18 protein-coding genes are annotated in these 18,242 nt (G+C 70.8%); 6 read left to right on the forward strand and 12 right to left on the reverse strand.

Going from position 1 to position 18,242, the window contains the following annotated elements:
* The first annotated feature begins 16 nt into the window (after positions 1 to 16).
* On the forward strand, positions 17 to 859 hold the full coding sequence (locus ACM9LD_RS07830; RefSeq protein ID WP_415676162.1) for a DUF559 domain-containing protein: 843 nt from the start codon (positions 17 to 19) through the stop codon (positions 857 to 859).
* Positions 860 to 957: 98 nt separating this feature from the next.
* Here the strand turns inward: ACM9LD_RS07830 and ACM9LD_RS07835 are convergent, their stop codons facing one another.
* The 7 genes from ACM9LD_RS07835 to ACM9LD_RS07865 all read right to left on the reverse strand — a co-directional run bounded on the left by ACM9LD_RS07835 (position 958) and on the right by ACM9LD_RS07865 (position 7,172).
* On the reverse strand, positions 958 to 1,374 hold the full coding sequence (locus tag ACM9LD_RS07835; RefSeq protein WP_415676163.1) for a DoxX family membrane protein: 417 nt from the start codon (positions 1,372 to 1,374) through the stop codon (positions 958 to 960).
* A gap of 98 nt (positions 1,375 to 1,472) precedes the next feature.
* Positions 1,473 to 2,684, reverse strand: coding sequence for an MFS transporter (locus tag ACM9LD_RS07840; RefSeq protein ID WP_415676164.1), 1,212 nt, complete (start codon positions 2,682 to 2,684; stop codon positions 1,473 to 1,475).
* Positions 2,677 to 4,191 carry an FAD/NAD(P)-binding protein gene (locus ACM9LD_RS07845; protein WP_415676165.1) on the reverse strand — a complete coding sequence of 505 codons (1,515 nt, stop codon included), beginning with the start codon at positions 4,189 to 4,191 and terminating at the stop codon, positions 2,677 to 2,679. The genes ACM9LD_RS07840 and ACM9LD_RS07845 overlap by 8 nt, the downstream gene beginning before the upstream one ends.
* Before the next feature lie 144 nt (positions 4,192 to 4,335).
* Entirely contained in the window at positions 4,336 to 6,006 is a 1,671-nt protein-coding gene (locus ACM9LD_RS07850) for a glycosyltransferase family 39 protein (protein WP_415676166.1), read from the reverse strand.
* Positions 6,006 to 6,443: a GtrA family protein gene (locus ACM9LD_RS07855; RefSeq protein ID WP_415676167.1), complete on the reverse strand. Its 438-nt coding sequence runs from the start codon at positions 6,441 to 6,443 to the stop codon at positions 6,006 to 6,008. The genes ACM9LD_RS07850 and ACM9LD_RS07855 overlap by 1 nt, the downstream gene beginning before the upstream one ends.
* A gap of 29 nt (positions 6,444 to 6,472) precedes the next feature.
* A complete protein-coding gene (locus ACM9LD_RS07860; RefSeq protein ID WP_415676168.1) occupies positions 6,473 to 6,964 on the reverse strand; it encodes a hypothetical protein in 492 nt (163 codons plus the stop codon).
* Positions 6,954 to 7,172 carry a helix-turn-helix transcriptional regulator gene (locus ACM9LD_RS07865; RefSeq protein ID WP_336672191.1) on the reverse strand — a complete coding sequence of 73 codons (219 nt, stop codon included), beginning with the start codon at positions 7,170 to 7,172 and terminating at the stop codon, positions 6,954 to 6,956. The genes ACM9LD_RS07860 and ACM9LD_RS07865 overlap by 11 nt, the downstream gene beginning before the upstream one ends.
* 150 nt (positions 7,173 to 7,322) lie before the next feature.
* On the opposite strand from ACM9LD_RS07865, the gene ACM9LD_RS07870 reads away from it, so the two are divergent.
* Positions 7,323 to 7,583, forward strand: coding sequence for a hypothetical protein (locus ACM9LD_RS07870; RefSeq protein ID WP_224645625.1), 261 nt, complete (start codon positions 7,323 to 7,325; stop codon positions 7,581 to 7,583).
* Between the two features lie 14 nt (positions 7,584 to 7,597).
* Positions 7,598 to 9,433, forward strand: a complete 1,836-nt coding sequence (gene glmS, locus ACM9LD_RS07875; protein ID WP_415676169.1) for a glutamine--fructose-6-phosphate transaminase (isomerizing) — start codon at positions 7,598 to 7,600, stop codon at positions 9,431 to 9,433.
* On the opposite strand, the gene ACM9LD_RS07880 is transcribed toward glmS, so the two are convergent.
* From ACM9LD_RS07880 to doeB2, 4 genes are read right to left on the reverse strand one after another with little or no spacing between them, the layout of a single operon-like run.
* A complete protein-coding gene (locus ACM9LD_RS07880; RefSeq protein WP_415676170.1) occupies positions 9,434 to 10,813 on the reverse strand; it encodes an NAD-dependent succinate-semialdehyde dehydrogenase in 1,380 nt (459 codons plus the stop codon). It lies immediately after the preceding gene.
* Positions 10,810 to 12,057, reverse strand: a complete 1,248-nt coding sequence (doeA, locus tag ACM9LD_RS07885) for an ectoine hydrolase (RefSeq protein WP_415676171.1) — start codon at positions 12,055 to 12,057, stop codon at positions 10,810 to 10,812. Before doeA ends, ACM9LD_RS07880 begins: the two co-directional genes overlap by 4 nt.
* Positions 12,054 to 13,307: an aspartate aminotransferase family protein gene (locus ACM9LD_RS07890; RefSeq protein ID WP_415676172.1), complete on the reverse strand. Its 1,254-nt coding sequence runs from the start codon at positions 13,305 to 13,307 to the stop codon at positions 12,054 to 12,056. Before ACM9LD_RS07890 ends, doeA begins: the two co-directional genes overlap by 4 nt.
* Positions 13,308 to 13,344: 37 nt before the next feature.
* Entirely contained in the window at positions 13,345 to 14,493 is a 1,149-nt protein-coding gene (gene doeB2 / locus ACM9LD_RS07895; RefSeq protein WP_415676173.1) for a N(2)-acetyl-L-2,4-diaminobutanoate deacetylase DoeB2, read from the reverse strand.
* Positions 14,494 to 14,617: 124 nt separating this feature from the next.
* Here doeB2 and ACM9LD_RS07900 point away from each other — a divergent pair, with 124 nt between their 5' ends.
* Positions 14,618 to 14,833 (forward strand): sigma factor-like helix-turn-helix DNA-binding protein, encoded by a 216-nt coding sequence (locus ACM9LD_RS07900; protein WP_415676174.1) that lies wholly within the window; start codon positions 14,618 to 14,620, stop codon positions 14,831 to 14,833.
* A gap of 8 nt (positions 14,834 to 14,841) precedes the next feature.
* Here ACM9LD_RS07900 and ACM9LD_RS07905 read toward each other — a convergent pair whose 3' ends face one another.
* A complete protein-coding gene (locus tag ACM9LD_RS07905; protein ID WP_415676175.1) occupies positions 14,842 to 16,002 on the reverse strand; it encodes an acyl-CoA dehydrogenase family protein in 1,161 nt (386 codons plus the stop codon).
* Positions 16,003 to 16,100: 98 nt separating this feature from the next.
* Between ACM9LD_RS07905 and ACM9LD_RS07910 the strand changes: the two genes are divergently transcribed.
* Both ACM9LD_RS07910 and ACM9LD_RS07915 read left to right on the forward strand, forming a co-directional pair.
* Positions 16,101 to 16,727, forward strand: coding sequence for a TetR/AcrR family transcriptional regulator (locus tag ACM9LD_RS07910; protein ID WP_415676176.1), 627 nt, complete (start codon positions 16,101 to 16,103; stop codon positions 16,725 to 16,727).
* A 68-nt stretch (positions 16,728 to 16,795) separates the two neighbouring features.
* On the forward strand, positions 16,796 to 18,226 hold the full coding sequence (locus tag ACM9LD_RS07915; RefSeq protein ID WP_415676177.1) for an FAD-binding protein: 1,431 nt from the start codon (positions 16,796 to 16,798) through the stop codon (positions 18,224 to 18,226).
* Positions 18,227 to 18,242: the final 16 nt, after the last annotated feature.

Raw genomic sequence — 18,242 nt, forward strand, 5'->3', positions numbered from 1 at the left:
GAGTCGCGCTGCGCTGGTGTTCGCCGCCCAGGACGGGGTCGCCACCCGGGAGCAACTGCACGCCGTCGGCGTGACTGATCCGATGATCGCCGTGCGGATCGACTCCGGCGAGATCGTCCGGATCCGGCCCGGACTCTTCCGGACAAAACACCATCCGCACACGGACAGGACCGCGATCCGCATCGGAGTCCTGCTGTCCGACGGAATCGCCGACCGACACACCGCACTGTTCTGGCACCGGATGAGCGACACGACGCCCCTACCGATCAGCGTCACCGTCCCTGTCGAGCGGCGCGTCCGCTCGACATCCGGCTATGCGATCCGAACGCGAAGGCGCCCCCTTGACCCGGCTGACGTGACGGAGGTGGACGGGCTAGCGGTGACCGGGAAGGCGCTGAGCGTGCTGGAGGTGGCCGACGCGAAAGCCATGGACCGCGCGCTGCAGCGGGAGGACGTGACGCTCGACGAGTTGTCGGCCGCACTCGACCGGAACGCGAACGCCAAGGGCATCGGCGCGGCGCGCGCCGTCTTCGGGGTGGCCGCCGGCGACACCGAATCGGAGGCGGAGAGGCTGTTCGTGGCGTTACTCGACCTCCATGGCATCACGGGATGGCATCCTCAGCTGGGATTCCGCGGGTGGGCCATCGACTTCGCGTTCCCGGAGCTGAAGCTCGCGGTCGAGATCAACGGGTGGGCCTTCCACCGGTCGCGCGCCAGGTGGCAGAGCGATCAGGACAAGGCGAACGCGCTGACCGTCGCCGGGTGGTCTGTCCTCAACTTCTCCTGGCACCACCTCACGGACGATCCCGAGGGCGTCATCACCACTCTGGCGGAAGCGATCGGCGCTCGCGCGGCCTGACGACGCAATCCGCCGGGGACGCCGAAAATGTCCGGTCATCCGTCTCAATGATCATGAGTACGGATGACCGGACATTCGATCGCCCAGGCGGGGCGGGATCACCAGGCGGGGAACAGCGGGCCGGTGAGGCCCAGCGGCACCGACTGGGTGACGTTGACGAAGTAGAACAGGATCAGCGCGCCGCCGATGAGCGCGAGGTTCTTGTTGAAGGAGATCATCTCGGTCTGCTTGACCTGCGGATCCACGGCCTTCCAGAAGTCGTGCATCATCACGGTGACGGGCAGCAGGAACAGCACGAGCAGCAGCGCGCCGAGGTCGATCCACACGCCCAGGATCAGCGACAGGCCGCCGAGCAGCGCGATCACGCCGCTGCCGACCACGGCCAGCTTGGCGGCGGGGACCTTCTTGGCGGCGGCGTACTGCGCCATGCCGTCCGCGGCGGTGAAGTGGCCGACGGCCGACATCACGAACAGGACCGCGAGCAGGATGCGGCCGATCAGGAATACGACGTCCATGGTGGAGCTCCTCGTTCGAGGCGACGCACCGTGCGCCGCGATACGGGAACTATAACCGGACCTCGGTCCGCATGATTCCCGAACCGTCGTGTTCCGCGTCACGCCCTCGTGCGGGTGGTCCCCCAGACGATGGCGGCGAGAGCGAGCAGCGGCAGGCCGATCGCCACCGACGTGCTCACCGCCGACCGCAGGTGCAGCGCCTCGATCACCACCGAGTAGACCGCGCCGGCCCCCATCTGGAGGAAGAAGAACAACCCGGCGCCGACGCCCTGGGCCTTGAGGTCCAGCTCCAGCAGCCCGGCCTGCGCGAACGGGATCGCCGCGCCCACGCCGAGGAAGCCGACGGCGAGCGGGATGACCACCGCTGCTGCCGTCGGGACCCCCAGGGCCGCCAGCGCCACGAGGGCGCCGCCGCCGAGGGCCGAGCCGATCGTGCACAGCCGCACCGCGGTCCGCGCGGAGGTGGCCCGCCGGATCACCACGCTGCCCGCGATGTACCCGAGCGCGGGGACGATGAGCAGCAGCCCGTACTGGATCTCCGTCGCGCCGTGCAGCCCCTGCAGGATGAACGCGGACTGCTCGATGAACAGGAAGTACCCCATCCAGGCCAGTGAGATCACCACCGCGTGCCGGTGGAAGCCCTTGCGCGCAAAGGCCTCCGCGACGCCCCGCCCGATGGCGCGCGGGGTCGGCGTGACGGGCGTGGCCGGCACCGCCGTGGGCACGAGCCGCAGGAACGCGAGGGCGAGAACCAGACCGACCGCGGCCAGGCCGAGGAAGAGGGCGCGCCACGGCGCGACCTGGACCAGCGCCGAACCGAAGAAGGGCGAGAGCGCGGGCGTCGCCGCGATGACGATCGACAGCGACGTGAGCAGGTGCATCCGCGCATCCGTCGGGTACCGGCGCTGGATCACCAAGCGGCACAGCACCGTCGCCGAGGTGCCGCCGACGGCCTGCACGAACCGCGCCACGCCGAGCACCGCCACCGTCGGTGCGGCGGCCGCGAGCACCCCGCCCAGCGCGAACAGGACGAGGCCCAGCGCCTGGAGGGCCCGTGCGTCGAAGCGGTCCGCGAGCACGCCCGCGGCGAACATCGAGACCGCGTAGCCGGCCATGTAACAGGACAGCGTGAGCTGTACCGCGGAGACGGAGGTGTGCAGGTCGATCGCCATCTGCGGCGTCGACGGGTTGAGCAGGCTCAGGCCCAGCTGCGGCGCGGTGACCGCGACGAGCAGCATGATCGTGGACCACCTGCCCGGCGCAGTCACCGCTGCCGCCGCCCGCTCGGCGACCGCGCTCGCCTCAGCCACCGGTCACCGCTACCGACGCGGGCACCGGTTCCGCCTGCGGCACCGCCGGATTCACCCGCTCGGCGATGGAGCGGGCCACGGCGCGGGCGCGCCGGCGGATCTTGGCGATGCTGCTGATGTAGTAGAGGTCGCCCGAGGCGATCTCGCCGAGTGCGTACAGCCCCGGCACCGACGTGCCGTCGCGGCCGACGATCGCGTTGTCGGCGACGTTGATCCGCAGCCCGCCGTAGGGATTGCGGCGGGCGGTGCCGCCGTAGACGAGCGAGGAGACCAGGCTCGCCGCCGCACCCGAGGGCGCGCCGGCCGGCGTCCGGGTCGCGTTGACCACATGCTGGACGGCCTCGTCACCGTCGGCGCTGCTCACCACCAGCCCCGAGGCCGACGGGGCCACGTCGCGGACGCCGTGCCGGACGGTCAGCGCACCGTCGACCACCATGTCCCCCAGCACCTGCGCGCTCCGGGCGGGCAGCGGGTTGGCGAGCGCCTGGAAGGGCGCGTGCACCGTCGCGACCATCGCCGACCGCGCCGAGCGGGTCATGGCGGACCACAGGTCGTTCGCGTAGTACTGCGCCACGCAGATCACCAGGCGCTGCACCTCGGGCGCGATCGAGACGGGGCGGCCGGCGAAGCCCGCGAGCCGAGGCCCGGCGGGCTCGGCGATCGCGCGGAAGGCGGCGCGCACCTCGGAGCGGCGCAGGCCCTCGCCCACGGCGAGGTAGTCGACGATGTTCACGACGTCCTCCCATTCGAGGCCGCCGTGCTTGAGCTGCACGCGCCGGATGAGCGCGCCCACATCAGGATCGAAGTCGAGCGGCTCGAGGTCGCTGCGCACGTCCGGGAGGATGCCCTGGCGCGAGGCCATCAGCAGCCGGCCGTCCCAGTTGCGCGATCGCACGGCCAGCGCGACGTCGATGGCGCTGAGGCCCGTGCCGATCACCGCCGCGGACTCCCCGGCGAGGACCGTCGGCAGCCACTCGTCGACGGGGTACGGGTCCTGCGTGTAGTGCTCGGTCCCCTCGAGCCGGTACGGGTCGGCGGGCGGGCTCGACCCCAACGCGAGCACGACGACGTCGTGCCGGTAGGTCTCCGGCGCGAAGCCCGGACGGTGCACGACGAGCCGCCAGAGATCGCCCTCGCGCGCCGCGTCGGTGACGCGGCCGGTGATCCGCGTGAGCGAGTCGCCGAAGTCCACCGCGCGGGCCTGCGTGCACTGCCGCAGGTAGCGGCCGTACGCCCAGCGCGGGACGAAACTGTGCCCGCCCTCGACGAGCAGCTCCGGCTCGTTCGCCCGGCACCAGTCGACGAACTCGTCAGGCTCCTCCGCGGAGATGGACATCGCGAAGGCCTGCCGGTTGAGCAGGGCGGAATCGGACTCCTCGGCGTACGCCCGGCCTGGGCCGATGACCCGGTCGGCGTAGACGGAGACGGACAGATCGTCGCTCACGGGGAGCTGCCGCAGCAGGCTCACGGCCGCGGCACCCCCTCCGACGATCCCGACTGACACCACGACGCTCTCCCCTCGATCATTACCTGTGCGTAACGATCGTCGCGAAGGTCCGCGCGGCGGACAACCCCGCATATGTCACATCGGACAAGGGTGGACACGACGGACAAAGTCGTATATACGTCTAACGAATCGCTTTGCGATTGTTCACCAGTAGGTATGGCGCGTCTGCGGCAGCGGCTGCGGGTCCGGCCCCTCCGCGGGTGGCGGCTGCACCAGGTGCACCACCTGGAGGATGTGGAACTGCTCCTGGTGCACCACCGCGAGCCCGCCGTAGTCGAGCGAGACCTGCATGTCCGTGCCCATGAACCGGAACGGGCGGAAGGTCCACCACAGGTTGCCGTTCTCCTGCCGGAAGTCGTCCTCGGACCGGTCGGCGTCGGCGAGCACCCAGGCCGCGGTGCACTCGTCGGCCGCCCACGACGCCCACTGGTTGACGCCCTTCTCCTTGTCCCAGAGCTTCCCGTCGGTGCGGCGGTCGCCGTCGTTCCCCATGTCCCGCAGGCCGTCGAACATCCCCGGCAGGCCGTCGTGCGCGATGCGCAGCGAGGGCCACGCCCAGCTCGGCTGCACCTGGAAGAACACGCAGTCGCCGGGCCGCGCGTTGTCACGGATGTAACGCGCCGCGTAGCTGAAGTCGCTGCCGCCCGGCTTCGACAGCGGGCTGTGCTGCCACAGGTAGCCCGGGATCGCGGCCACCGTCAGCACGGCGAGCAGGGCCGCGCCGGCGACCCGCGGGCGCGGCAGCGCCCGCGCCACCGTCGTGACCGCGGCCGCGAGCACGAGCACCACGCCGGGCACCGTGAAGCTCACATACCGCCCCACGTACGACGGGACGACCGGCGAGACGAGCAGGATCGCCGCGAGCGGCACCAGGGCGCCCGCCAGGCCGTAGCGGAGCGCGCAGGTGAGGTCCATGGGGGACGTGCCCGACGGTGCCGCATCCGCCGGTCCACCGTCCCTCGCCCGCGCGGATCCGTCGACGCCGCGCCGCCACCACAGCAGCGCGGCGACGGCGATCACGATCCAGGCCGCGATCGCGAAGGCGTACGAGTGGTCGAACCACTGGTCGACCAGCACGTTCTGGAAGATCCGCCACCCCGGCCACTGCAGCCAGGACACCTGGTCGCGCTGCGTCGCCGCGAGGATCACCACGGGGCTCGCCAGCGCGATCGCGGCCGCCGAGGCGATCGCCGCGGGTTTCAGCACGGCGCGGGTGCGGGTCCGCTCGTCGGCGACGAGGACCGCCGCGACGGCGAGCACGAGGGTCGCGGAGTAGAGGAAGAGCACCGTCGCGAGGAGCAGCGCCGCGCCGTAGGCGAGCCAGGCCCGACGGGCACCGGGCTTCCCGGTCGACGATGCCGCCCGGTGCGCCGCGATCAGCACGAGCGCCGCTGAGGCGATCACCCACGAGTAGGAGCGGGCCTCGACGCCCGACCAGGTGAGCCGCGGCAGGATCAGCGCGATCACGCCCGCGACCAGCGCGAAGGTCTCCCCGCCGAGCCGCCGCGCGAGGCAGTAGCAGGCCGCGACGGCCGCGCCGACGCCGAGCGCGGAGAAGGCCCGCAGCGCGGTCTCGTCGAGCCCGAAGGCGAGGGAGAAGGTGCGGACGCCCCAGTAGTAGAGGCCGTGCACGGCGTCGATGTTCGTCAGCAGGTGCCACAGCTCGCCGGGCGAGCGGTCGATGGCGGAGGCGGTCGCGAGTTCGTCGAACCAGACGGACGGGCGCCCGCCGTGCCAGAGCGACAGCAAGACGCCGAGGAGCGCGAGGACCCCGGGGACGAGCAGTGTTCGCCGCGGCCGAATTGCCCGGGCCATCACATCAGCTTGAAGATCACCGTGCGCTGGACGATGAAGTTGACGACCGTCGCGGTGCCCTGGGCGACGACGAAGGCGACGAGGCGGTTCACGTAGCTGCCGATGCCGTCCTCGGGCGGCGGGAACAGCGTGTAGAAGGCCATGTAGATGCCCAGCTGCACGCCGTACATGGCGATGTACAGCGCCCACACCGCGATCAACCGCTTGGTGGAGGGCTCGGCCTGGAAGGTCCAGCGCCGGTTGAGCAGGTACGCGGTGGTGGTGCCGCAGATGAAGCCGATGGTCTTGGCCAGGGCCTCGTCCAGGCCGAGGAACTTGCCGAGGAGGAGGGTGATCCCGAAGTCGACCACCGCCGAGAAGCCGCCGGTCAGCACGAAGCGCACGAGCTGGGTCTTGAGATCGAGGGGTACCCGATCAGCGGCTTCGGAGGCGGTCACGAGGTCACAGCGTACCGATGGATCCTTCGTTATTCGAATACGTCGTCGTCGGCGGCCGCCGCGGCCTCCCGCCGACGCTCGGTCCGGGCCGCCAGGAACACGGCGCCGGCGGCGATCCCCGCACCCACGAGCCCGCCCACCGCGGCGCCCGCGATCGTGCTCGGGTCGCGGTCCAGCTGGAGAGCGCACCACACCGCGAGGTACGGGATCAGGATCGCCGCCATCACGGCCTTGCGCTTCGGGGTCATGAAGGCGCGGGTGATGGACGCCAGCGGCACGTCGTGCCGGGTGCAGTACCGGTACGTGGCGAGTTGCGTGGCGAGCAGCAGCAGGAGCACCGCCATCGCGGTGACCCGGGCGCCCTCCGCCGCCGCGATCAGGGAGGCCACGAGCGCCGCTGGAGCGGCCCAGTAGTAGCCCACCGCCATCGCCCGGTAGTACTCCTCGCGGTTGCGCTCGTCGCCCCACGCGGGGTCCGACGGCGCGAGGATGAAGTCCTCGATACGACTCTCAGCCGACATGATCGTCCTCCTTCAGGGGAAACAGCTCTTCGACGGTGGCGCCGAGGGCCCGGGCCACCTTCAGCGCGAGGTACACGCTGGGCGCGTAGTCGCCCTTCTCGACCGAGACCACCGTCTGCCGGCTCACGCCCACGGCGGCGGCCAGTTCGGCCTGGGTGATGCGCTGGACGCGTCGCCGCGCCCGCACCGGGTTCTCGTCGTCGTCCACATCTCGAAGTCAAGCAGCCTTGACATACTGTGTCAAGCATTCTTGTCATCGATGGTTCTTCTGGCTCAATTCGGGCGGAATCGGTCTCAGTTCTGCCCGATTGCGGGCAGATAATTGACATGACACCGTCGGGGCCGGAAGATCGAAGCCGTGCCGGATAGCGATCTCGTGGATCACATCGCGCGGACCACGGGGCTCTCCGCCACCGAGGCCGTGCGTGTCATCGACGACGTCACGGCCTACTACCGGGAACCGGTCGAGGAGTTCGTCCGCCGCCGCCACCGCGATCTGCAGGGACGCGGCGCCAAGAACGCGGAGATCTTCGCGACCCTCGCCGACGAGTTGAGCAGCCGGCTCGTCGCCGCACCCGATCTCACCGAGCGGCAGCTGCGCCGCCTCATCTACAGCTAGGAGCCTTCCGAAGCATGTGCGGAATCGTCGGATACATCGGTGGCCAGACGGCCGTGGACATCCTCGTCGACGGCCTCACCCAGCTCGAGTACCGCGGGTACGACTCGGCGGGCATCGCGGTCCTCGGCCCGTCCGGCGCCAAGCGCGTCCGGAGCGTCGGCCGCGTGCGCGACCTGGAGGCCGCGCTGCCGAAGCGGCTCGCGGGCAAGACCGGCATCGGCCACACCCGCTGGGCCACGCACGGCGCCCCGTCCGAGGCCAACGCCCACCCGCACACCTCCGCCCCCGACGCCGAGGGTCACGAGCGGATCTTCGTCGTGCACAACGGCATCATCGACAACGCCCGGGACCTGCGCCTCGAGCTCGAGGCCGACGGCGTCGAGCTCACCTCCGACACCGACACCGAAGCCGTCGCCCACCTCATCGCCCGCAGCGGCGCCGAGACCCTCGAGGACGCGGTGCGCCAGACGCTGCACCGGCTCAGCGGCACCTACGCCCTGGCCGTCATCGACACCGAGCATCCCGACCGGATCGTCGTGGCCCGCAACGGCTCCCCGCTCATCATCGGCGTCGGCGACAAGGAGATGTTCGTCGCCTCCGACATCTCCGCCGTGGTGCGGCACACCAGCCAGGTCGTGCACCTCGACGACGGCGAGTGCGCCACCGTCACCGCCTCCGGCTTCCGCATGTTCAGCGCCGACGACAACCGCGCCGTCGCGAAGTCCGCCACCACAGTGGACATCTCACCCGACGACCTGGAGCTCGGCAACCACAGCCACTTCATGCTCAAGGAGATCGCGGAGCAGCCGAGCTCGCTCGAGCGCATGCTCTCCGGACGGCTCGACGAGCGCTTCGCCACCGCCCGCCTCGACGGCCTGAACCTGGACGCGCAGGCCATGCGCCGCTTCAAGCGCGTCAAGATCCTGGGCTGCGGCAGCGCCTACTACATGGGCCAGCTGGGCGCCTCCGTCATCGAGGAACTCGCCCGCATCCCCGCGGACGCCGAGCCCGCCAGCGAGTTCCGCTACCGCAACCCGATCGTCGAGCCCGACACCCTGTACGTCGCGGTGAGCCAGTCGGGCGAGACGGCCGACACCGCGTTCGCCGTGCAGGAGGTCAAGCGCAAGGGCGGCACCATCGTCGGCCTGGTCAACGTGGTCGGCTCGACCATCGCGCGTGAGGTCTCCGGCGGCATCTACCTGCACGCCGGCCCCGAGGTCTCGGTGGCCTCCACCAAGGCCAACACGCACATGGCGGTCGGCTTCGCGCTGCTCGCGCTCGCCCTGGGCCGCGTGCGCGACCTCTCGATCACCGACGGGACGCGGATCGTCAAGGGCCTCAAGGCCCTGCCCGCGCAGATCGGCGAGATCATCGACTCCCCCGGCGATGTCGAGGACGCCGCGAAGCTGCTGGCCGAGGCGCCGAGCCTGTTCTACATCGGCCGCGTGCGGGGCTACCCCACGGCCCGCGAGGGCGCGCAGAAGTTCAAGGAGATCAGCTACCGCCACGCCGAGGCGTACCAGGCCTCCGAGCTCAAGCACGGCCCGCTCGCGCTGATCAGCCCCGAGATGCCGACCGTCGCGATCGTCCCGGACGACGAGCTGTTGGACCGCAACATCGGTGCGCTGCACGAGATCGCGGCCCGCGGCGGCGACATCGTGGCCATCACCAACCCGGGCGTCGAGCTGCCCGAGGCCAAGGTGACGCTCACCGTGCCGAAGAACGAGCCCGAGCTGGACCCGATCCTGCTGATGATCCCCACCCAGCTCCTGGCGTACTACGCCGCACTGAGCCTGGGCCTCAACATCGACCGGCCCCGCAACCTGGCGAAGTCGGTCACCGTCGAGTAGTCAGTCCCGCTTCGGCCCCACCCAGACCTGCTGGGCGTTGACGAACTCGTGGATGCCGGCGCGGCCCAGCTCGCGGCCGTAACCGGACCGCTTGACGCCGCCGCTCGGCAGCCGCGGGTCCGTCTTGACGATGCCGTTGACGCTGACCTGCCCGGCCTCGAGCTCCCGCGCGATGGTCTCGCCACGGGCGGCGTCGGTCCAGACGCTCGCGGCGAGGCCGTACGGCGTGGCGTTCGCGAGGTCGACGGCGTGGTCGGCGTCGACAGCCGTCATCACGGAGGCGACGGGGCCGAAGGTCTCCTCCGAGCACGCCGCCATCCCCGGCCGCACGCCCGTCAGCAGCGTGGGCGGGTAGAAGAAGCCCGGTCCGTCGGGCACCGTCCCGCCGAGGAGGCAGGTGGCGCCGGCGGTCACGGTCTCCGCGACCTGGCGGTGCAGGTTGTCCCGCAGGTCGGCCCGCGCGATCGGCCCGACCTGGGTGTCGTCCCGCCGCGGGTCGCCCATCCGCAGCGCGGCGAGCCGGACGCGCAGGGCCTCGACGAGGTCGTCGTGCACGGACCGCTCGACGATGATCCGCTTCGCCGCGATGCAGGACTGGCCGGCGTTGATGATCCGGGACAGGGCGAGCACCTCGGCGGCGGCCTCGATGTCGGCGTCCGCCAGCACGATCGACGGGTCCGAGCCGCCCAGCTCCAGCACCGCGGGCTTGATCTCCGAGGCCGCGACCGACGCCACAGCGGCACCCGCGCGGTCGGAGCCGGTGAACGAGACGGCGCGGATCCGGCGGTCGCGGATCACGCCGGCCACATCGGGCGTCGCCACCGGGAGCGAGGCGAAGACCCCGTCCGGAGCACCGACGGCGCGGAAGGCGCCGGCGATGGCGGCGGCGCAGCCCGGGACGTGCGGGTCGTGCTTCATAACGGCGGTGTTCCCCGCCATGAGCGCGGGCGCACAGAACCGGAAGGCCAACCAGAACGGGGCGTTCCACGGCAGCACGCCGAGGACCGGGCCGATCGGCAGGTACTGCACGTAGCTGGAGGTGGCGTCGGATTCGACGGACTCGGCCGCGAGGTACTGCTCGCCGTGCTCGGCGTAGTGCTCCGCGGCCCACGCCGCCTTCACCACCTCGCCGCGCGCCTCGGTGATCGGCTTGCCCATCTCCTCGGTCATCACGTAGGCGTAATCCTCGACGCCGCGGCGCAGTTCGGCGCCCACCGCGCGCAAGAGTTCCGCCCGCGCGGCGAAGCCGGCCCGCCGCCAGTCGTGATACGCCGTCTCGGCGCGCTCGAGTGTCGTCTCGATCTCGACGGGGCCCGCGGCCGGGACCTCCCGGATCGGTTCGCCCGTCGAGGGGTCGATCGCGGTCAACATCGTGGTCATGGCAGCACCTCCGCCTCGGTCGTCTCCTGCTGTGGCCCTGGATCGATCGCGGCGCCGTTGACCGCGGGACCCGAACCGGCGCCGTCGTGCACGGCGAAGTCCTCGTCGAGCGTGAAGAAGGACTCGCAGCCGTCGTCGGTGATCCGGATCGTGTCCGAGATGCCGACGGTCTTGTCCCCGTCGACGCCCCACATCCACGGGATCACGTGGAAGGTCATGCCCGGCTCCAGCGCGGTGAAGTCGCCCGGGTTGAGGCTGAGGATGTAGCCCTCGTCCCACGACGGCGGGAAGGCGATCCCGATCGAGTAGCCCGACCGGGTGATCAGCCGCGCGCCGACGGTGTTGTCGGAGATGATCCGCCGGACCAGCGAGTCGGCGTCGGACACCGTCATACCCGGCCGCATCAGCGATTTCAGCTCGGAGAGGGCCAGCTTCATCTTCTCCTGCGCCTCGTACATGGTGGGCGAGAGCTCGCCGTTCACCGCCGTGCGCATGAGCGCGGCGTGGTAGCGGCGGTAGCAACCGCCCACCTCGAGGAAGACGTGCTCGCCGGGCTCGATGGTGCGGCCCTCCCACGTCGCGTGGCCGATCATCGACCGCGGACCGGAGGCGACGTAGGGCATGACGGCGGGGAACTCGCCACCGGCGCGGAACATCGCGGCGCTGATCGCGGCCGCCACGTCGTTCTCGGTGTTGCCGGGGACCGCGGCCTCCAGCCCGGCGGCCATGCCGGCCTCCGCGGCGCGGGCGGCCTTGCGCATCACCGCGATCTCGGCGTCGGACTTGGTGGCCCGCCCCGCCTCGACGATCCCGAAGCAGTCCATGAGCACGCCCTGCTGGAAGGAGGTGTGCACGCGGTCCTGCTGGTAGGCGGGGAAGAAGTAGCTGTTGCGCTCGTAGCCCACGCGCTTGGTCCCGAGGCCGCCCTCCTTGAGAGTGAGCACCAACTCCTGGATGGCGTCACCGGTGTCGGGATACGGACGGGTGCGCTCCACCCAGGTCCGCGCGATCACGTTGGACTCCTCCATCGCTCGGGTGATCATCACCGGCTCGTCGTCGAGCGGCACCACCAGCGCCTGGAAGAAGGAGTAGCCGGTGGTCTGGTAGTCGGTGAGGTACATCAGGTTCTCGGGGTCGGTGATGACCACCGCGTCGAGCCCGCGCTTGTCCATCCGCTCGCGCAGCTCCGTCAGCCGCCGCTCGTACTCCTCCGGCGGGAAGGTCATGTCGTCGCGCCGCTTCATCGCGCCACCTCCGTCACGGCCGCCTCCAGGATGTCCAGGCCCGCGGCGAGGTCCTCGTCGGGGATCGTCAGCGGCGGGATGAGTTTCAGGACGCGGCCGCCGCTGCCGCACGGCCCGACGAGCAGCCCGGCGTCGAAGCAGGCGGCCTGGACGGCCTTGGCGAAGGCCCCGTCGCCGGTGTCGAGCGCCTGCATCATGCCCTTGCCCCGCACCTCCCAGTCGCGGTCGGGGTGGGCGGCGGCGAGCGCGGCCAGGCGCTCGCGCATCGCCTCCCCCTTCGCGGCGACGGCGGTCATCAGCTCGTCGTCGGCGAAGTAGTCCAAGGCGACGGTGCCGGCCACCATCGACAGGCCCTGGCCGCGGAAGGTGCCGGTGTGCGCGCCGGGCGACCAGTGCGCATCGACGGCGGGCTTGTTGAGGTTCATGGCGATCGGCGTGCCGTAGCCGCCGAGGCCCTTGGCGAGGGTGATCACGTCGGGGTCGAGGCCGTAGCCGTCGAAGCTGAAGTAGCTTCCGGTGCGGCCGCATCCGGCCTGAATGTCGTCGATGATGAACAGCGCCCCGGTCTCCCGCGCGAGGTCCTGCACCGCGTGCAGCCAGTCGGCGCTCGCGACGTTCACGCCGCCCTCCGCCTGCACCGCCTCCACGAGGAAGGCCGCGGGTGGGGTGTGACCGCTGGACGGATCCGCCAGCGCGGCCGCGTAGTCCGAGAGGGCGGTCTTGCCGCCGGAGGCCGTCTCGAAGGGCAGCCGCACCACGTCGCGCAACGGCACTCCGGCCCACTGCCGGAAGGCGTGGTTGGCGGTGGCGGCGAGCGCACCGAGCGTCATGCCGTGGAAGCCGTGGCTGAAGGCCACCACCTCGCGACGGCCCGTCGCGAGGCGGGCCAGCTTGAGCGCCGCCTCCACCGCGTTCGTGCCGGTGGGGCCCGTGAACTGCATGCGGTGGTCCATGCCGCGCGGCGCGAGGATCACGTCATGGAAACGGGTGAGGAAGTCGCGCTTGGTGGTCGTGTAGGTGTCGAGGCTGTGCGCCACGCCGTCGGCCTCGAGGAAATCGATCATGGCGCGCTTCATGTTCGGGTTGTTGTGCCCGAAGTTGAGCACGCCGGCGCCCGCGAAGAAGTCGATGTAGCTCTTCCCGGCCTCGTCCACCTGCCGTGCGTTGGACGCGGAGGCGAAGACGGTCGGGAAGTTCCTGCAGTACCCACGGACTTCCGATTCCCAGTTCTCGAACGCAGCAGTGTCCATGCGAATTCCTTTCGTTCCGTGCGACTCTCGATGTCGATCAGGGTGGTTCCGGCGCCCCCGCGAGACCCACCAGCAGGCGCGCGGCGGGGTCGAGCAGGGCATCGTCGAAGTCGTATTCGGCGCTGTGCAGCGGCGCCTCAGTGCCGGAGCCGAGGAGTGCGAAGGCCCCCGGGATCCGCTGCAGGTAGTAGCTGAAGTCCTCCGAGGCGAGCACGGGCGTCGCGGCAGCGGGCTCGGGCCAGTCCGGGCCGAGCACCGTCGACAGGCGCTCCCGCAGTTCGCCCGCCGGCCGAGGATGGTTGACGGTGGCCCCGTAGCGCACCGTGGTCACGGTCTCGGCGCGCACGCCGTGCGCGGCCGCGGTGGCGCCGGCGATCTCGTCGATCAGGGCGAAGACCCGGGTGCGGGCCTCGTCGTCGGCGGCCCGCACGCTCCCCGCGAGGCGGGCCGTGTCCGGGGTGACGGTGGCGGCGCTCTCCGCGCGCAGGGAGGTCACGGCCACCACGGCGGCCTGCTGCGGCGACGTGCGGCGCGCGACGATCTGCTGCAGCGCGACCACGACGGCGGCCGCGGCGAGCACCGGATCCCGGGTGGCCTCGGGCTGCGACGCGTGGCCGCCCCGGCCGACCAGCTCGATCTCGAAGGTGCCGTTGGCGGACATGACCGCGCCGTCGGGGCAGAGGGCGCGACCGAACGGCAGACCCGGCCAGTTGTGCCAGCCGAAGACGGCCTCCACGCCGTCGAGCGCACCGTCGGCGATCATGCCGCGCGCCCCGTGCCCGCCCTCCTCGGCGGGCTGGAACAGCAGGGTCACCGGGCCGGGGAGGCTCGATTCGTGGGCGCGGAGCCAGCGGGCGGCGGCGAGCAGGGCGGCGGTGTGGCCGTCGTGCCCGCACGCGTGCATGACGCCGTCGGTCGCGGAGGCGTACGGCAGGCCCGTGGCCTCGCGGATCGGCATGGCGTCGAGGTCGGCACGCAGCGCGACGTGCCGGCCGCTCGCGGTCGGGGCGAGGCGGACGACGGTGCCCGTGTCCGCGCAGGGCCGCCACGCGATGCCGATCGCGTCGAGTTCGGCGCGCACGGCCGCAGCGGTGACGTGCTCCGCCCAGGCGAGCTCGGGGCGGCGATGAAGTTCGCGTCGGAGTTCGGTGGCCCGGGCAACGGTCTCGGCCCAAGAATCGTTCATCGGACCTCCTCGGATGGGTGTCCGTTTCGGTCCTGACCAACGTACCGCGCTCCGACGAAAGGCGCGCGGACATCACCCGAACGGCGGATGTGCGCGAGCTCACACGTGCCTAGCGTGAATCCCCATGGGGCGAAGGACACGGACCACCGACGCGCGGCTGCGCGCGGCGTTGCCGCCGGAGCTCTACCGCGTGCTGCAGCTGCGGGTCGTCCAGGGGCGGACCGTCGACGAGACTGCCGCGCTGCTGCGGATCACGCCCCAGGCGGTGCAGCTCCGGCAGCACCGCGCGCTGGAGCGGATCCGCTGCGGCCTCGCGCGTTCCGGCGCGGAGGCGGGGTAGCGGCCCGGTCAGAGACTGCGGGCGATCAACTCCTTCATGATCTCGTTGGTGCCGCCGTAGATCTTCTGCACGCGCGCGCCCGCGTAGAGCTGGGCGATGGGGTACTCCATCATGTAGCCGTAGCCGCCGAAGAGCTGCAGCACGTTGTCGACCACGCGGCACTGCATGTCGGTGGCCCACAGCTTGGCCATCGAGGCGGTCGCGGCGTCGAGGGTGCCGTCGATGGCCCGGCCGATGCAGTGGTCGATGAGCGTCCGGCCCGCGAAGACCTCGGTCTTGGCCTCGGCGAGCACGAACTTGGTGTTCTGGAAGTCCGCGATCGATCGGCCGAAGGCCTTGCGCTCCTTGGTGTACGCGATGGCCTCGAGCACCGCCTTCTCCGCCGCGTCGACGCCGCCGATGGCGATGCTCAGCCGCTCGCGGGGCAGCTGGCGCATCAACTGGTAGAAGCCCTGGCCCTCGACGCCGCCGAGCAGGTTCTCCACCGGGACACGCATATCGGTGAAGGCGAGCTCCCGGGTGTCCTGCCCGTGCTGCCCGATCTTCTTGAGCACGCGCCCGCGCTCGAAGCCGGGGAGGTCCTTCGTCTCCGCGACGATCAGGGAGATCCCCTTGGCGCCCTGGCTCGGATCGGTCTTCGCCACGATGATCAGGAGGTCGCAGTGGCTGCCGTTGGAGATGAAGGTCTTGCTGCCGTTGATGACGTACTCGTCGCCCTCGCGGACCGCCGTGGTGCGCACCGCCTGCAGGTCCGAGCCCGTGCCGGGCTCGGTCATCGCGACGGCGAGCACGGCCTCGCCCGAGGCCGCCTTCGGCAGCCAGCGCGCCTTCTGCTCCTCGGTGCCGCAGTCGTCGATGTAGTGCGCGCAGATGGTGGAGTGCACGCCGTAACCGAAGGCACCGTCGCCGGAGAAGACGAGCTCCTCGAGCACGACGGTGTCGTGCCCGAAGTCGCCACCGGCACCGCCCAGGGACTCGGGGAGCTCGGTGCACAGCAGGCCCGCGGCGCCCGCCTTGTTCCAGAACTCGCGGTCCACCTGGTGCTGCTCCGCCCACCGCTCCTGGTTCGGGGTGGCCTCGCGGCGGAAGAACGCGGCGGCGTGCTTGCGCAGCTCCGTGTGCTCTGCGGTCTCCCAGGCGGGGCGGTATTCGGGGAACAGTGCGGTCATGGGTGGTCTCGTCTCTTCGGCACTCGGGCGGGCAATACACTCGTATAGTTCACGATGCGCGTGTACAGCGCAAGACCCCGGCCGCTAGGATCACGCAGGTGGAAGGGACACCAGCGACCGGCCTCCCCGCGTCGAACGACGACCTGACCGCCAAGGCCCGGATCCGCAACGCCGCGCTCGAGCTGTTCGCCGCGCACGGCACGAGCGCCGTCTCGCTGCGCGCCGTCGCCGCTCGGGCCGGGGTCACCGTCGGGCTGGTGCAACACCACTTCACGACGAAGGACGGCCTCCAGCGCGCCGTCGAGGAGCAGATCGTCGAGTACCACGCGCAGGCGATCGCCCGCGTGCCCGACGAGGGGCCGCCCGCCGACGTCGCCGCGGCCCGCGACACCTCCGTTCGCGACATGCTCGGCCGGCACCCCGCGGTCGTCGATTACCTGCGGCGCTCCTTCCTCGACCCGGCGGGCTCGCAGCTCCTGATCCGGCTCACCGAACTGGGACGCAGCGAGGTCGTCCGCCTGCGCGCCGCGCACCTCGCCTCCACCGACCGGGCGGAGTCCGACCAGGTGATCGCCATGATGGTGCGACAGATGGGCACCCTGTTCCTGCAGCCGCTCGTCGACGCGATGTGGGAGCACCTGCGCGAGCCGGACGCACCGTCGGACGACAAACCGCGACTGTCGGTGAGCACCGAGTCCGCGGGGTCGCACGGCTCCGACGTGTGACCACGACGAGGTCACAGCAGCTTCAACCTCAGCATCGACTCAGGTTGGGCGCGGTAATCTGATGGGCGATGTCCGAGACAACTCTTCCCTATCTGCCCATCTCGACGCGCAAGCTGGTGGGCTGGTCGCGCACCACGCCGATCGAGGGCCACGTGCTGTCCACCCCCGACGTGGACCAGATCGCCAAGGCCGTCGCCGTCGTGGCTGACGCCGAGGCCGACAAGCCCGCCTACCTGCGACGCGGCGTGATCGCGCGCGGGCTGGGTCGCTCGTACAACGAGTCGGCGCAGAACACCGGCGGCCTCACCATCGACATGACGCCGCTGAACGCCATCCACGACATCGACGCCGAGTCCGGCATCGTCGACGTGGACGCCGGCGTCGATCTCGACACCCTGATGCAGGCGGCCCTGCCGTACGGCCTGTGGGTCCCCGTCCTCCCCGGCACGCGCCAGGTGACGATCGGCGGCGCCATCGCGCACGACATCCACGGCAAGAACCACCACAGCCAGGGCTCGTTCGGCAATCACATCACCGAGATGACGCTGCTCACGGCCGACGGCAAGGTGCTCACCCTGACCCCGCAGGGCTCGTCCGACGACCCCCAGGGCGAACTGTTCTGGGCGACGGTGGCCGGCGTCGGCATGACCGGCATCATCCTGCGCGCCAAGATCCAGATGAAGCGCACCGAGAGCGCCTACTTCATCGCGGACACCGAGCGCACCAACTCGCTGCAGGAGACCATCGACCTGCACCTGCAGGACGGCTTCGAGGACGGCTACGAGTACGCCTCGGGCTGGTTCGACGCCATCAGCGCCCCGCCGAAGCTGGGGCGCGGCACCTTCTCCCGCGGCAACCTCGCCACGCTCGACGAGTTGCCGGAGAAGTACCGCAAGGACCCGCTGAGCTTCAACAACAAGCCGCTGATCAGCTTCCCCAACGTCTTCCCCAACGGGCTGGCGAACAAGTTCGACTTCTCGCTGGTGGGCGAGGCCTATTGGCGCGCCGGGCCGCCCAGCCAGGGCAAGGTGAAGAACCTCGCCGGCTTCTATCACATGCTCGACGTCTTCGGCGGCTGGAACAACGCGTACGGACGCACCGGCGGCTTCTGCCAGTACCAGTTCATCGTGCCCACCGGTAACGAGCCCGAGTTCATCAAGCTCATCGAGGACATCCAGGCCTCGGGGCACGTCAGCTTCCTCAACGTGATCAAGCTCTTCGGCGACGGCAACCAGGCCCCGCTGAGCTTCCCGTTCAAGGGCTGGAACGTGTGCCTCGACTTCCCCGTGAAGCGGGGCCTCGCCGAGTTCCTCAACGAGCTCGACGTCCGCATCATGGCCATGGGCGGCCGGCTGTACACGGCGAAGGACTCGCGCACCACCGCGGAGCGCTTCCACGCCATGTACCCGCAGATCGACGAGTGGATCGCCACCCGCCGGCGGATCGACCCCACGGGGGTCTTCATCTCCGACCTCGGCCGCCGCCTCGAACTCGCCTAAGACCCGTAAGGAAGCA

Source organism: Tsukamurella hominis (genome assembly GCF_965137015.1).
GTDB lineage: Bacteria > Actinomycetota > Actinomycetes > Mycobacteriales > Mycobacteriaceae > Tsukamurella > Tsukamurella hominis.

Bases quoted from the DNA above. Each gene is read 5' to 3' on its own strand.
- ACM9LD_RS07835 (WP_415676163.1), bottom strand. From the start codon at position 1,374: ATGGACGTCGTATTCCTGATCGGCCGCATCCTGCTCGCGGTCCTGTTC.
- ACM9LD_RS07850 (WP_415676166.1), bottom strand. From the start codon at position 6,006: ATGGCCCGGGCAATTCGGCCGCGGCGAACACTGCTCGTCCCCGGGGTC.
- ACM9LD_RS07860 (WP_415676168.1), bottom strand. From the start codon at position 6,964: ATGTCGGCTGAGAGTCGTATCGAGGACTTCATCCTCGCGCCGTCGGAC.
- glmS (WP_415676169.1), top strand. From the start codon at position 7,598: ATGTGCGGAATCGTCGGATACATCGGTGGCCAGACGGCCGTGGACATC.
- ACM9LD_RS07880 (WP_415676170.1), bottom strand. From the start codon at position 10,813: ATGACCACGATGTTGACCGCGATCGACCCCTCGACGGGCGAACCGATC.
- doeA (WP_415676171.1), bottom strand. From the start codon at position 12,057: ATGAAGCGGCGCGACGACATGACCTTCCCGCCGGAGGAGTACGAGCGG.
- ACM9LD_RS07890 (WP_415676172.1), bottom strand. From the start codon at position 13,307: ATGGACACTGCTGCGTTCGAGAACTGGGAATCGGAAGTCCGTGGGTAC.
- doeB2 (WP_415676173.1), bottom strand. From the start codon at position 14,493: ATGAACGATTCTTGGGCCGAGACCGTTGCCCGGGCCACCGAACTCCGA.
- ACM9LD_RS07900 (WP_415676174.1), top strand. From the start codon at position 14,618: ATGGGGCGAAGGACACGGACCACCGACGCGCGGCTGCGCGCGGCGTTG.
- ACM9LD_RS07905 (WP_415676175.1), bottom strand. From the start codon at position 16,002: ATGACCGCACTGTTCCCCGAATACCGCCCCGCCTGGGAGACCGCAGAG.
- ACM9LD_RS07915 (WP_415676177.1), top strand. From the start codon at position 16,796: ATGTCCGAGACAACTCTTCCCTATCTGCCCATCTCGACGCGCAAGCTG.